Source organism: Alphaproteobacteria bacterium (genome assembly GCA_039980135.1).
Classification (GTDB): domain Bacteria; phylum Pseudomonadota; class Alphaproteobacteria; order UBA6615; family UBA6615; genus UBA8079.
This window is the reverse complement of record JBDXCV010000003.1, coordinates 976,935-990,914: the sequence shown is the minus strand read 5'-3', so window position 1 is coordinate 990,914 and position 13,980 is coordinate 976,935. Positions and strand designations below refer to the sequence as shown.

Here is a 13,980-nt window from a genome sequence, read left to right as displayed (position 1 = left end):
ACGGGGAGCATCACACATGGCCGGGACCGGAAACACAACGTCACTGGAAGAGCGCCTGCGGGCGATCGAGGACAGATTGGAAATCTACAATCTCATCGCTTCCCATCCGCCCAGCGCGGACACCGGTGCCGACTACTACACCCGCGCGGTCTACACGGAAGACGGCGTGTTCGACAGGGGCGCGGGCCTCGACGGGGCCGTCGGTCACGAGGCGATCGGCGCCTTCACCCTGACCCCGGCGCACCAAAAGGCGATCGCAGGCGGAATCGCGCATCTTTCGGCCCTGCCGTATATTGAGCTCGACGGCGACGCAGCCTTCGTCACCTCCTATATCCAGATACTGCATCCCGACCGGGAATCCGAACCGCGCGAGCTACCCAATCACGGCACCACGAACGGGTTCCGGGTGCATCGCGTCGTCGCGAACCGCTGGAGTCTCGTTCGCACACAAGGCGGCTGGCGAATCAAGAGCCGGCACATGGAACCGATCGACGGCACCCAGGGCGCGCGCGACATTCTCAGCCAGGCGCTCGCAAGCTATCGATAGGTATTGGCCAAGGACTTCCGGCGTCAGGTGGCGTAGCTGCGGTCGCCGGCGTCGCCCAGGCCCGGGATGATATAGCCCTTTTCGTCGAGATGAGAGTCGATCGCCCCGATATAGACCGGGACGTCCGGATGCGCCTTCGACAGCGCCGCCAGTCCCTCCGGGGCGGCGAGGATGCAGATCAGGCGCATGTCCGTCACGCCCCGTGCCTTGAGCTGGGAGATCGCGTCGATCGACGAGTTGGCAGTCGCGAGCATGGGGTCGACGATCAAAAGCGCGCGTTCCGCGATATCCGCCGGACCGTTGAAGTAATACTCAACAGCCTCCAGCGTGTCGTGATCACGATAGATGCCGAGATGGCAGACCCCGGCCGTCGGGATGATTTCCAGTGCCGCGTCCAGCATCACGTTGCCTGCCCGCATGATCGACGCCAGCACCGGCCCCGGCGCGGCCAACACGGGAGCTGTCATCCCGGTCAGGGGTGTTTCGATCTCCCGTTCCGTCAATGCCAGGTCACGTGACGCCTCGAACAACATGAGCTGGGCAATCTCGCGCACCAGCAGTCGAAAGATGATCGGGGGCGTTTCCTTGTCGCGGAGCAGCGAAATCTTGTGCTGCAACAACGGGTGATCGATCACGGTCGGACCGGACGTCATGGCATTCCCCCCACCTGGCATTCCCGGAACAGATTTAGCCCAACGCGCCGCTCAAAGGCGAGAGGCCGCTTCGCGCCTGGTTGCGAAAGAGATATCGGCTCTGCCATTGTTTGGAAACGCATAAACGATCCTGCACCGACAACGACACCCCATGACTGCGGATATCAGACTGGCACCCAACCAAGTGGAACGCGAGGATTGGCCCGACGGTTCCATTCTGTTGCACAACCGAGCGCCATTGCCCGAGCCGCTGCCCGACATCCTCGACAGGTTCGACCACTGGGTGGCTTTGGATGATGACGCGGCTTTCATCAGCGAACGCGCGAACGGCACCATCCGGACAATCAGCTATGGCGCGATGGATCAACGCTCCGATGCGCTCGCGGAAGACCTCGCCGCACACGGGCTGGCAAAGGGCGATCGCATTGCGGTCATCGACGGTGCCGGGGTGCTGCAAGCCGCGCTCAAGCTGGCGTGCCTCAAGGCCGGCATGGTGCATGTCCCGCTGTCACCATTGCTGCTCACGTCCGAACATGGACGCAACCGGCTGGCAGGATTGCTCGCCGCGGCCGGCCCCCGCCTCACGGTTGTCCCGGCACAGACATTGCCCGAAGAACTTGCCGCCTGCTGTGGAATCGTCGTCGATTCAGCTGAATTGCCCGATGACGAAGTCCCGGAAAGACCGTTCTCCCGCCCTGTCGCATCGCCCGACGATCCTGCGGCGATATATTTCACATCCGGATCCACCGGCGACCCCAAGGGGGTCACGATAACGCGCCGGATGATCGCGTCCTGCCAGGGCGCTTATGGCGTTCACTGGCCGTTTCTCGCCGCCCGTCGGCCCGCGCTGATCGATTGGCTGCCCTGGCATCATGTCTTCGGCGGGCTCGACAATTTCCACAAGATGATCTGGTACGGCGGCACCTATCATGTCGAACTGCCGCCCGGGCCCGACAACATGGACGCGTTGGCGGCCCGCATCCGCGAGGTGCGCCCGACGATCCATATCAACGTGCCCTATGGCATCGATCTGCTGCTTGACCACCTGGCCGACGACGCAGATACCCGCGCAGCGCTGTTTGCGCGGCTCGACCTGATCTTCTTCGCCGGGGCCGGGATGGGTGCGCAAACATGGCAACGCCTGCAGGACGCGGTCACCGCGGGACCTCATGGACCCGGCGGCCCGCCGCTGGTCCTGTCGGGCTACGGTGCCACCGAGGCCGGCTCGACCATGTGTCTCGGGCATGAACCGGCCGGACAGACGGACGAGATCGGCCTCCCGTTGCCGGGACACAGCCTTCGTTTGGCACCTGTCGACGGCGCGGTGGAAGTCCGGTTTCGGGGGCCAAATGTTTCACCGGGCTATGTCGGATCGGAGGGCCTCAAGATGTTGTCGCTCGATGATGCGGAGTTCCTGCGCACCGGCGACCTCGCCCGGGCGCTCCATGACGACAAGCCCGAGGGCGGCCTGTGCTTCGACGGGCGCCTGGCCGAAGATTTCAAGCTCACGACGGGAACCCGGGTCAAGGTCGGCGCGCTCCGCCACGCGATCCTGGCGGCCTGCGCACCCGATGTGCAGGACGTGGCCATTGCCGGCGCTGGAAAAGACAGAATCGCGACCATCCTGTTCTCTACGGAAACCGCCATGGAGGACAAAAATAGCGATCTCCAGGCGCGTATGGTCCAGGCACTCCGTGCCCACAACGCTGCCATGCCCGGCAGCTCGACATCCGTCTTCCGCGCCGCCATCGCCGACGGACCACCCGACCGCGTGGCCGGTGAGATCAACGACAAGGGCCATCTGGTCCAGAAGACATGCCTGAAAAATCGTGCCGACCTGGTCGCGCGGCTTTATGGCGACCCGCCCGGGCCCGACATCATCTGTCCCGAAAACAATGCATCCCGGTAACGCCAACCCCGAGGAACCCGGACCATGACCGACGCTCCCGTACTCCTGATCGACCGCGACCCCAACGACGCGTTCGTGACCCTGACCATGAACCGTCCCGACAAGCTCAACGCGCTCGACCTCGAACTTCTCGACGCCCTCGACGCGGCGGTACGCGACGCGCAGAAAGACCCGGACATCCGCGCGATCATTCTTACCGGCGCGGGCCGCGCCTTCACGACCGGCTTCGACCTGATCAGCGACGATTTCGAGATGGACACGGAAGCCTGGCGCGAAGACATGTCGGCGAACTGCGACCGGCTGCGGGCGATCTGGTCTTCCGAGGTACCGGTCATCGCCGCGGTTAACGGATTCGCGCTGGCCGGCGGGCTGGAACTCGCCATGTGCTGCGATCTGGCCTTGGCGGCAGAGGATGCGATGCTCGGCGAACCCGAGGTGAGGCATGCCTCGGGCCCGCCGTCGCTAATGATGCCCTGGACGATGCCGATCCGGCATGTGCGCTGGCTGATGTACACCGGCGACATGGTCGATGGCCGCGAGGCCGAGCGGATTCACCTCGTCAACCGGGCCGTACCCGGCGATCAGCTGATGGACGAGGCGCGGCGGCTCGCCCGCAAACTCTCGCGGATTCCCGGACCGGCGATCAAGTTCGCCAAGGCCTCGATCAATCACCAGCAGGAGACCGCCGGGCTGACCAGCTCGTGGCTCTATAACGTCGAGGCGATCTCGTCCCTGCACGCTTCGCCCGCCGGGCGTGCCTGGATGCGCAAGATGCGCGACGAACCTTTGCAAGACGTGCTTGCTGAACGCGAAGCGCCGTTCCGCGACCTGGACTAGCTGTTCCGGCCGCGCAGGCGCTCGAATTCCGTCAGGACAGCATCCGCATCGACGACATCGGCGTAGCGCCGGTCGACATCGCGCAGATTGGCCTGGTGTGGTTCCTCGTCGTGATCGCCGACGCAGTCTTCCGGCACGATCGTGCGGAAGCCGAGACTGAACGCATCGATCACGGACGCACGCACGCAACCCGACGTGATGCAGCCGGTGACGACGACCGTGTCCACACCTTGCTTGATCAGGAACGGCGCAACCTGGGTGTTGAAGAAGATCGACGGCGCGCCCTTCATGACCACCAGATCGGGATCCGCCGCCGCGATCCGCGGGTCGAGTTCGACCGACGGGTGCCCCTCGACCAGTTCCTCGCGCAACGGCGCGATCTTCCAATGGGGCATGGCCGCCCGGGAGTGATAGCCCATCACGCAGGCGGCAACGGGGAAGCCGGCGTCCTTTGCGGCCTTGATCACATCCACGGTGCGCTCGACCGCAGCATCGATCATCGGCGCGCCGCCCATCCTGAATTCCGGATCGGTGAAACCGCGCTGGAAGTCGACGACCACCACGCCGGGGCGTTCACCCCACCCGACGTCGCCGTCTCCGTAACCCCGTTCGGCGTAATCCATTCTCCGTTCTCCGTTGCGTCCCCAGCACGGGTGAGAGAGTATTAAAGCATGACGCATCGAGCGCGTCTCGCCGCAGGCAAACGCGAAGCGATAGCCGCGGGATTTTGTTCAGGGGGGAGCGTAAATGGCTTACCGAATTTCCGTCGATACGGGCGGCACGTTCACGGACATGGTCGTACTCAGCGAGGACGGCCAGTTTCATGTCGGCAAGGCGCTGACGACGCCGGAACGGATTTCGGAGGGCATGTTCAATGCCCTCGAGGTCGTCGCCGAGACATTCGAGACAACCCCGAAGGATATGCTCGCCGCGACGGATCTCCTGATCTACGGCACGACCCGGGCCACCAACGCGATCGTCACCAAGCAGACCGCGCGTACGGCATTCCTGACCACCGCCGGCTTCCGCGACATCCTGGTGTTCAAGGAGGGTGGCAAACACGGCCCCCATGACTACAGCTACGATTATCCGCAGCCCTATATTCCACGCCGGCGGACCTTCGAGATCAACGAACGCATCGGCGCGTCGGGTGAAATCGTCCGGCCGCTCGACGAGGCCCAGGCGCGTGAAGTCATCGAGACCCTGAAACATCGCGGCTTCGAGGCCATCGCGGTTTCCCTGCTCTGGTCGATCGCCAACGAGGCACATGAGGCCCGGCTCGGCGAGCTGATCGAGGAAATCATGCCCGGCGTGCCCTACACCCTGTCGCACCGGCTGGCGCCGATCCTGCGCGAGTATCGCCGCGCCTCGGCGACGGCGATCGACGCCTCGCTGAAACCCCTGATGCAGGCCCATCTGCGCGGGATGCAGACCGATCTTCGCGATTCCGGTTTCGCTGGCGATCTGCTCGTGTCCACCGCCGTCGGCGGCTGCCAAGAGGTCGAATCCCTCGTCGAGCGCCCGATCAACACGCTGAAATCGGGCCCGGCCATGGCCCCGGTCGCGGCCCGCGCCTATTCCGCCCTGGAGCGGATGGGCGGGGATGTGATCGTCTGCGACACGGGCGGCACGACCTTCGATGTCGGCCTCGTGCGCGACGGCAACCTGATCTACTCGCGCGATTCCTGGCTCGGCCCGCTGTGGACCGGCGACATCATGGGCACATCCACCGTCGACGTCCGTTCGGTCGGCGCGGGCGGCGGCTCGATCGCCTGGGTGGACCCGGGCGGATTGCTCCGGGTCGGGCCCCAATCGGCCGGTTCCGTGCCCGGACCCGCCTGCTACGGATCGGGTGGGACGGAGCCCACCGTCACCGATGCCGCCCTGGTGCTCGGCTATATCGACCCCGGTTATTTCAACGGCGGGCGCCTGTCGCTCGACCGCGACGCGGCGGTCGCGGTGATCTCGGAACTGGCGGAGAGCATGGGCAAGGGCGTCGACGAGACCGCCCATTCGATCATGGTCATCGCCAACGAGCTGATGATCAAGGCGATCGGCGAGATCACCGTCAATGACGGGCTGAATCCGCGCGAAAGCGTCATCGTCGCCGGCGGTGGTGCGGCGGGTTTCAACATCATGCCGATCGCCCAGGAACTGGGCTGCGACACGGTGATCCTGCCCCGCACGGCCTCGGCGCTGTCGGCCTGCGGGATGCAGTATTCCTCGATCGTGTTCGAGGCGACACGTTCGCGGTTTACGGATTCGAACGGTTTCGACCGGGACGGCGCGAACCGCGCGCTCGACGAGATCGAGGCCGAACTAATGCAGTTCCGCGACAGCCTCGAAACCTCGAAAGACGCCCAGGTCAGCATCGAGTTCTTCGTCGAGGCGCGCTACCGCGCGCAGGTCTGGGAACTCGACACGGAACTTCCCAAGCCGCGGCTCGAAAGCGACGCGGACGTGGCCGAGCTGGTGGAGACATTCCACAAGACCCACGAACGCATCTACGCGGTGCGCGACGAGGCAAGCCCGGTCGAATGCGTGAACTGGAAGGGCCGCATCTCGATCCAGCCCTTCGACCCCCCGCCCGCACCCGACCCGACGACAGATAGCCGCATGTCCGAATCGACGACGACGCGGGAATGCTATTTCGGTGGTGCGGCCCCCGTGGCGACCCCGATCTTCCGGGGCCCCGACCTCAAGACCGGCGATACGGTCGCGGGACCGGCCATCATCGAGGAACCCACCACCACCATAGTCGTCTATCCGGGGATGTCCGCGCGGCTCAGCGCCGCCGACAGCTACATCCTCGACTGCCGTTGATCAGGGAGAGCAAGATGTCTGAACCCGAAACCACCCTCGACCCCGTCCTGATCTCAGTGATGGCGAACCGTCTCGACGGAATCGTCCGGGAAATGACCAACACGCTGCTGCGCTCGGCACGATCCGCCGTGATCTCGTCGGCGCGCGATTTTTCCTGTTGCCTGGTCACCGGCAATGACGAGCTGCTCGCCCCGGCCGAGGGATTGCCGGTGCATATCTTCGGCTGTCACATCCAGACGGCGAATATGCGCGAGTATCACGCCGGTGATATCCAGCGCGGCGACGCCTATCTCGATAACGATCCCTATGGCGGCAACACCCATCCGGCCGACCACACCTTCATGGTCCCGGTCTTCTTCGAGGGCGAGCATCTGTTTACTGCCGTCTCGAAGTGCCACATGGCCGATATCGGCAACTCGATCCCGTCGAGCTACTTCGTGCGCGCCCGCGACGTGTATGAGGAAGGCGCGCTGGTCTTCCCCGGTGTGCGCATCCAGCGTGACTTCAAGAATGTCGAGGACATCATGCGCATGTGCCGGGCGCGCATCCGGGTGCCCGACCAATGGTACGGCGACTACCTGGCCGGGCTGGGCTCGGCGCGCGTCGCCGAGCGACGCCTCGAGGCATTCTGCGAGAAATACGGCAAAGACACGGTCAAGGCCTTCATGCGCGAATGGTTCGACTATTCCGAGCGCCGCATGATCGACAATATCCGCAAGCTGCCCAAGGCGAGCCTTGTCAACAAGGGTCGTTCGGATCCGCTGGAGGGTCTGTTGCCTGACGGCCTGGAGCTGACCGTGAAGATCGACATCGATCCGGACGAGGGCAACATTCATGTCGACCTGCGGGACAACCCGCCGTCGGTGGACGCGGGCCTGAACACCTCGCTCGGTTCAGCTACCTCGGCCGTGGTGGGCGCAATCTTCAACGCCCTCGACAAGGATTTGCCGCGCAACGAGGGGGCGTTCCGACGTTTGCATTTCAAATATGCCGAGGACAGCGTTGTCGCCGCACCCACCTTCCCTCATTCCTGCTCGGTCTCTACCACCAACGTGTCCGAGCGGCTGGTCAACATCACCCAGTCCGCGTTCGCGCAGTTGGGTGAAGGCATGGGACTGTCGGAGGGCGGCGCCGGGCTGGGCGCCGGCATGGCCGTGATTTCAGGCCAGGACCTGCGGCGCGAGCCCGAGCCTTATGTGAACCGGCTGATGCTGTCGACCAACGGCGGCCCGGCAAGTTCCGAGGCGGACGGCTGGGTCAACTACGCCATTCCGGTGATCGCAGGGCTGATGTACCGGGATTCGGTCGAGGTCGATGAGCTCAAGCATCCGATCCGCGTGGAATCACTTACGCTGGTGACCGATTCCGCCGGCGCGGGACGCCGCCGCGGCGCCCCCGCCCAGCAGATCGAGTACGGTCCCACACATGCCCCGATGATGGCCGTGATTTCGTGCGACGGCCAACACACGCAACCGCGCGGCGTTCTCGGCGGCCTGCCGGGCACATCAGGCGAGACATGGCTGATCGAGGACGAAACACAGCCGGTACGATTGCCGAACGTGGCACAGGTCACAATCAATCCGGGCCAGCGCGTCCGCGGCCGCGATTCCGCCGGGGGCGGCTATGGCGATCCGCTCGATCGCGAAACCGAACGTGTGATCGTGGATGTGCTGGAAGGCTGGGAGACCCTGGAGAAGGCGAAAGATATCTATGGTGTGATCTTCACCGGCGAAATCGATGACGAATCCCTCGAAGTCGATGAAGCCGCCACGCAAGCCCGCCGCAAGGAGCTGCGCGCCGCGCGGGCGGCCTAGGCCGACCTGTCATCAGGGTGTATTCGACTTGATGAAGTCTGCGACTGCACGACCAACCTCGCGCTCTATCCGGTAGAACGTATGGTGGCTGCGAGGCCGGCATGGGCTCCACCCTGCCGAGTCACCGCCAGAGAATATTCTTGCTCTGGCATTGGGTGAAGAACTTGCCGCGTTTACTATTTCCTGCGCGCCCGTTGGCGGCGTACCCGGGCACCCGTCATCGGCATGCGCAACGGCAAGAAGCGGCACGGTGATCTGGTCCAGCGGAAGCTCGTGCACCCCAAGGCCACGTGGAGGGCGCGTCGGGCTGGAAGCCAGAACGACCCCCGCAACCCGCCCGGAACGGCGCAGTCCGTACATGGCGGCCGAGGCCGCGCCCATGCTGACACCAAAAACCCAGATCGGCAGATCATACTCCGACACGATCGCCCCCAGGACAATATCGATATCGTCCACGTGCTGGTCCGTCGCGCGGAAGCTCGGGTGCATGCCGCCCAGGAAACCATGCTGATCTGATGGCGCCCCGATCGAGGCGGCGCCTATCCCGTCATCGACCAGCAGCTCGTGTATCTCCCAGCCGAAGGCCCGCCGCTCGATGCTTCCGCCACCCCCCTCGAAGATCAACACGATGGCCGGCGCGCCGCTTGGCACGTCAATTTCGAACGGCACCGTCACGCCGGGGCGGGTCGGGATGGTTTCAGAGTCAGCGCGCGCCGAATCCAGCAGGACGAAGCCAGCGGCAACGAAGGCGAAGGCCAGCATCGTTTCGAATCGACGCACGATCGGTTGAAGCAACATATACAGACCCTTCCTGGACGGCAGGCGGCATTCGCTCCGATGCACAATTGGGCCTGAACCGGATACTCATCTCAGGCAACAAGAGCGGAAACGTCAAGATCTCGTCGATGACCGTGACGGGTCGATTGGGGAGACGCACGGACCATACCCGCCGATTATTCACTTTCGTGGTCGTCCGGATTGAAAGAGATATCGAGCCGCCTGCCGCGCGTCGAATTCTCCCAAGCGGTATTTCATCTGCCGGTCTGTCCGTCACGGCGCCCGCCGATGTAGAATGGTTGCTGCACACTTCGCCCCAGCCCCGTTTGCGAACACATGCCGAGCGAATCCCCCTCCGCGCCCTATAGCCGCCGCGCCGCGATAATCCGGATGGCACCCATATTGGGGCTGACGTTCATCCTGGCGCATTTCCTGCGCTCCGCGCCGGCCGTCATCGCCCCGAACCTGCGCGCAGAACTCGGGCTGACGCCGGGTGAACTCTCGAGCCTGCCAGCCGCGATATTCCTGGGTGCGGCACTGATGCAGCTTCCCGTGGGCGTGTTCCTCGACCGCTTCGGCCCCCGGCGCACGATGGCCGCGTTGTTCTCGCTAGCCGCGCTGGGCGCCATCGTCTTTTCGGCCGCGCACGGCGTGATCGTGCTGGCCCTCGGCCTGTTCCTGATCGGTTGCGGCGCGGCCCCGGTTTTCATGGGTGTGATCGTGTTGCTGTCGCGGTGGATCGCCCGCGACCGGCTGGCGACGGGCACCGCCATCTCGATCGCTGTCGGCGGTGCCGGCATGTTGCTGTCCGCCTCTCCCTTCGCCGCCGCCGTGGAACTCTACGGCTGGCGCGCCAGTCTGCTTGTTGTCGGACTGTTCTCGCTTCTGGTTGCGGTCGCGCTGCTGATCATGGTGCGCGACCGGCCCGACGACGCACCGCATCCTGCCAGCAGCGAGACCCTGCTGGAGACCATCCTGGGCGTGCGCCATGTCCTCGGGGACGTGCGCATCTATTCTTTCGCTGCCGTCACCGCCGTGTCCGTGGGCGCACTGGTGACCATCCGAAATCTGTGGATCGGCCCTTATCTGAACGACGTTTTCGATCTCGATATCATCGCGCGCGGCAACGTCATCTTCGTGGTCTCGCTGACCTGGATCATCGCCGCCGTGCTCTATGGGCCGCTCGATCGCAAGTTCGACACAAGGCGCGGCGTCGTAACCTGCGGCATGCTGGCCTTCACGACCATGACCGCCGTGCTGGCAATCAACAGCAGCAGCTCGGTACTTGTCGTCACCATCCTGCTTTCGGGGTTTGCGCTGTTCGCGCCAATGGCATCACCCATTTTCGCCCACGCACGCAGCCTGTTTCCCGACACTCACACCGGGCGGGTGTTCACCGCCATCAACGTCTGCACATGGTCGGGCGTGTTCCTGGTGCAAATGGGCACCGGCGCCATCCTCGACGCCTTCCCGGTCGACGAACTGGGCCGCAGCCCGGCGATCGCCTACCGCACCATGTTCGGGGCGCTGGTGATCGCCTTGCTGGCGTCGCTGGTCATCTATCGCAGGGTTGAGGATGTCCCGCCTTCTGCCGAGCGGGATCATCCCTAGCGAAATCTAATTCGCGGCTGAGTCGACGAAGACCTTTTTCATCTGGGCATCGGGATAACGCGTCCCCGCCGCCGCACCGACCGGCACTGCCGCAGACATCGCGGCCAGCTCGTCGGCCGACAGCGACACATCGAGCGCGCCCATGTTTTCGTCGAACCGTTCGGCGCGCTTGGTGCCCGGAATGGCGACGACGTCATCGCCCTGTCCGATCAGCCAGGCCAGAACCACCTGTGCCGGGGTGCAGTTCTTCTTGGCCGCGAATTCGGCAACCCGGAGCGCCAGCTCGCGGTTCTGCTGGAAATTACCCTGCGAGAAACGGGGGTGACGATAATGGGGGTCATCCTCCGGCACGGTTTCAGAATTGATGAAGTGATCCGTCAGGAGTCCGCGGCCGAGCGGCGAATAGGCCACGAAGGAAATGCCGAGCTCGCTGGTGGCCGCGCGGATCTGCTCGGCCTCGTCGCGATACAGAATCGAGTATTCGCTCTGCACTGCGGCCAGCGGATGGGTCGCGTGGGCGCGGCGGATGGTATCGGGCCTGGCCTCGCAGATACCAATGGCCCGCACCTTGCCGGCGTCAATCAGCTTGGCCATCGCCCCGACCGTATCTTCGATCGGAACCTCCTGATCGACGCGATGCTGGTAGTAGAGATCGATCACATCGATTCCGAGACGCTGCAGGCTCTTGTCGCAGGCCTCCGCGACATATTCCGGGCGTCCGTTGACGCCCATGCCGCCGCCTTCGAGCTGGACCTGGCCGAACTTCGTCGCCAGCACCACCTTGTCGCGGTAACCGTCCGCCAGGGCCCGTTTGAGCACCTCTTCGTTATGGCCCCAGCCATACATGTCGGAGGAATCCAGGAAATCGACGCCCTGGTCGATCGCATAGCGGACGAATTTCACATTTTCATCGTCGTCTGCCGCGCCATAGACGCCCGACAGGGACATGCAGCCCAGCCCGACGGGTGCGCATTTCAGGTCACTGCCGCCGAGCTGGCGTTTCGCTACTTTGCTGATGTCGGTCATGATTTCCACTCCCCTTGTCTGCCGCTTGCGGCAGGTTCCAAAACGCCCGCCGTTGGTGGGCAGAGCTTATTTCCCCGGATCTGCTCCGGCATGAATATGGCGGCAGCATAGCCGCGTCGAACGACAGATGCGAGACGCCCGCCGTGAGAATCCGCCACGCCTACTTCTCGAGCACCGCGATGCCGCCCGCGCCGAAAAGGCGGACGGCATTTCCGAATGCGATTCCGCGCGCAATATCCGTCGGCAGCTGGGCCAGCCAGCCGCGATGGTGGTCGATGACCCGCGCATACTCGTCCCAGCGTTCGGTCACATAGGTATCGGATGCCGTCAGAAAGCGATCGGGATAGGCCAGGAACAGTTCGCGCCAGTCCGTATTGATCGCGCCACCCGGGAAAATCTCGTACCCCCGGATCGAAATCTCCGCCCAGAGATTTTCATGGGCCTCTAGGGTCTGCGCAATGACCTCCGGCGGATCGACCATACCCGCATGCGCCCAAAGAATGCGGGCGTCCGGCGTGTGTGAAAAGATGGCCTCGATCACCCTGGAATCCGCATGCACATGCAACATCCGTCCCGCGTCGGTCGTCATTTGCGCCACGGCGCGAACGATCGCGCTGTCCGCACCGGCGAGCTGGTGGAGGTGGAACTCGCCGATCCCGGCGTAGCGATCCGGGTCCCAGCGGGATTGCAGATAGGCAAGCGTGTCGGGATGCCGATACCAGTTGCCCGAATGGATTTGTCCGCCATAGGGACGCAGGAACGGGACGACCAGCCCGGGCCCGCCCTCTTCAAGCAGGGCCAGCGTGTTGTCGTCCGACGTGCTCGACACGAGCGCGCGGGGCACCCCCGCCGCGTGCATCTTCTCGACGATCCGGGCCGGGCTATAGGCGACCGTCGCATCCTCGTTGTAGTGCACATGTCCGTCGAAGACGGGGAGGGGTTCGTCCCCGTGCACAAGGGACGGGAACGTGGCGATTACGGTTCCCGCCGCCAGCAGCCGAGCAAGCTTATTCATGTCGAATTTCATGCTTCGATCCTGCCGCGCGCAGCGGGATGGCGCAACATGCAACCCATGCTAGTTTTCGTCGATTAAAGGATACTTCCACCTCACATGCGGAGACGCCGCGATGCGCTCGGTCCTGGTTCCCGGAATTCTCGCACTTGCCCTGATCGCCGCCGGTCCCCTTGCCGTGGCGCAGGACGCGACCACCAAATATGTCCGCTTCAACCTCAACGGGCAGGTCTCATACGGCGAGTTGAACGGCACCAGTATCGCGACGCTCGACGGCGACCCGATCACGGGGGCAAAACCGACCGGGCAGACCGTCGCGCTCGACAGCGTGAAACTTCTGCCGCCGTCCGATGCGGGCAAGGTCTTCGCCGTCGGCATGAACTTCGCCAGTCATATCTCCTCCGCATCGGATCGCCCGCCGCCGCTGTTCCTGAAACTTCCCACTTCCCTCACGGGCAGCGGTAGCGACATTGAGCTACCGCCGGATGCAAACAACGTGCATTTCGAGGGCGAGCTGGTTTTGGTCATCGGAAAGTCGGCCAAGAATGTGTCCGAGGCCGATGCCATGGGCTACGTATTCGGCCTGACCGCCGGCAACGACCTGACCGAACGCAGCTGGCAGGGCCGCGACCTGCAATGGATGCGCGCCAAAGCCGCGGACGGGTTCGGGCCCGTGGGTCCCGCCCTGGTCACGGGGCTCGACCCAAACAACGTGCTGCTCACGACCCGACTGAACGGTGAGATCGTGCAGCAGGAAAACACCCGGAACATGATCCACAAACCGGCCAGAGTCGTCAGCTATCTGAGCCGGTATTTCACCCTCAACCCCGGGGACATGATCTTCATGGGGACCCCGGGGCGCACCTCTTCGCTCGATGATGGCGATGTCGTGACGGTCACGATCGACGGCATCGGTACCCTGACCAACAGGATCGTCAAGCCGGACGGTTGATCGGGCCTGGCGAACAGAT

Annotated in this window: 12 protein-coding genes; 7 read left to right on the top strand and 5 right to left on the bottom strand. The window is 64.2% G+C overall.

Annotated features, from left to right (window positions below):
- Positions 1-16 precede the first annotated feature (16 nt).
- Entirely contained in the window at positions 17-547 is a 531-nt protein-coding gene (locus tag ABJ363_06695) for a nuclear transport factor 2 family protein (GenBank protein ID MEP4378672.1), read from the top strand.
- A gap of 23 nt (positions 548-570) precedes the next feature.
- Here ABJ363_06695 and upp read toward each other — a convergent pair whose 3' ends face one another.
- Positions 571-1,200: a uracil phosphoribosyltransferase gene (upp, locus tag ABJ363_06690; GenBank protein MEP4378671.1), complete on the bottom strand. Its 630-nt coding sequence runs from the start codon at positions 1,198-1,200 to the stop codon at positions 571-573.
- A 151-nt stretch (positions 1,201-1,351) separates the two neighbouring features.
- Between upp and ABJ363_06685 the strand changes: the two genes are divergently transcribed.
- Positions 1,352-3,109, top strand: coding sequence for an AMP-binding protein (locus ABJ363_06685; protein MEP4378670.1), 1,758 nt, complete (start codon positions 1,352-1,354; stop codon positions 3,107-3,109).
- Between the two features lie 24 nt (positions 3,110-3,133).
- Positions 3,134-3,946: an enoyl-CoA hydratase/isomerase family protein gene (locus ABJ363_06680; protein ID MEP4378669.1), complete on the top strand. Its 813-nt coding sequence runs from the start codon at positions 3,134-3,136 to the stop codon at positions 3,944-3,946.
- On the opposite strand, the gene ABJ363_06675 is transcribed toward ABJ363_06680, so the two are convergent.
- Positions 3,943-4,569 carry an isochorismatase family protein gene (locus ABJ363_06675; protein MEP4378668.1) on the bottom strand — a complete coding sequence of 209 codons (627 nt, stop codon included), beginning with the start codon at positions 4,567-4,569 and terminating at the stop codon, positions 3,943-3,945. The genes ABJ363_06680 and ABJ363_06675 overlap by 4 nt on opposite strands.
- A gap of 124 nt (positions 4,570-4,693) precedes the next feature.
- Here ABJ363_06675 and ABJ363_06670 point away from each other — a divergent pair, with 124 nt between their 5' ends.
- On the top strand, positions 4,694-6,769 hold the full coding sequence (locus ABJ363_06670; protein MEP4378667.1) for a hydantoinase/oxoprolinase family protein: 2,076 nt from the start codon (positions 4,694-4,696) through the stop codon (positions 6,767-6,769).
- A gap of 14 nt (positions 6,770-6,783) precedes the next feature.
- A complete protein-coding gene (locus ABJ363_06665) occupies positions 6,784-8,583 on the top strand; it encodes a hydantoinase B/oxoprolinase family protein (GenBank protein ID MEP4378666.1) in 1,800 nt (599 codons plus the stop codon).
- A 12-nt stretch (positions 8,584-8,595) separates the two neighbouring features.
- On the opposite strand, the gene ABJ363_06660 is transcribed toward ABJ363_06665, so the two are convergent.
- Positions 8,596-9,381: an alpha/beta hydrolase gene (locus ABJ363_06660; GenBank protein MEP4378665.1), complete on the bottom strand. Its 786-nt coding sequence runs from the start codon at positions 9,379-9,381 to the stop codon at positions 8,596-8,598.
- Positions 9,382-9,750: 369 nt separating this feature from the next.
- Between ABJ363_06660 and ABJ363_06655 the strand changes: the two genes are divergently transcribed.
- Positions 9,751-10,971, top strand: coding sequence for an MFS transporter (locus ABJ363_06655; GenBank protein ID MEP4378664.1), 1,221 nt, complete (start codon positions 9,751-9,753; stop codon positions 10,969-10,971).
- A gap of 6 nt (positions 10,972-10,977) precedes the next feature.
- Here ABJ363_06655 and ABJ363_06650 read toward each other — a convergent pair whose 3' ends face one another.
- Together ABJ363_06650 and ABJ363_06645 are read right to left on the bottom strand one after the other, a co-directional pair.
- Positions 10,978-11,997 carry an aldo/keto reductase gene (locus ABJ363_06650; GenBank protein ID MEP4378663.1) on the bottom strand — a complete coding sequence of 340 codons (1,020 nt, stop codon included), beginning with the start codon at positions 11,995-11,997 and terminating at the stop codon, positions 10,978-10,980.
- Between the two features lie 160 nt (positions 11,998-12,157).
- Positions 12,158-13,012: an amidohydrolase family protein gene (locus ABJ363_06645; GenBank protein MEP4378662.1), complete on the bottom strand. Its 855-nt coding sequence runs from the start codon at positions 13,010-13,012 to the stop codon at positions 12,158-12,160.
- A gap of 112 nt (positions 13,013-13,124) precedes the next feature.
- Here ABJ363_06645 and ABJ363_06640 point away from each other — a divergent pair, with 112 nt between their 5' ends.
- Positions 13,125-13,961, top strand: coding sequence for a fumarylacetoacetate hydrolase family protein (locus ABJ363_06640; GenBank protein ID MEP4378661.1), 837 nt, complete (start codon positions 13,125-13,127; stop codon positions 13,959-13,961).
- The last annotated feature ends 19 nt before the right edge of the window (positions 13,962-13,980 follow it).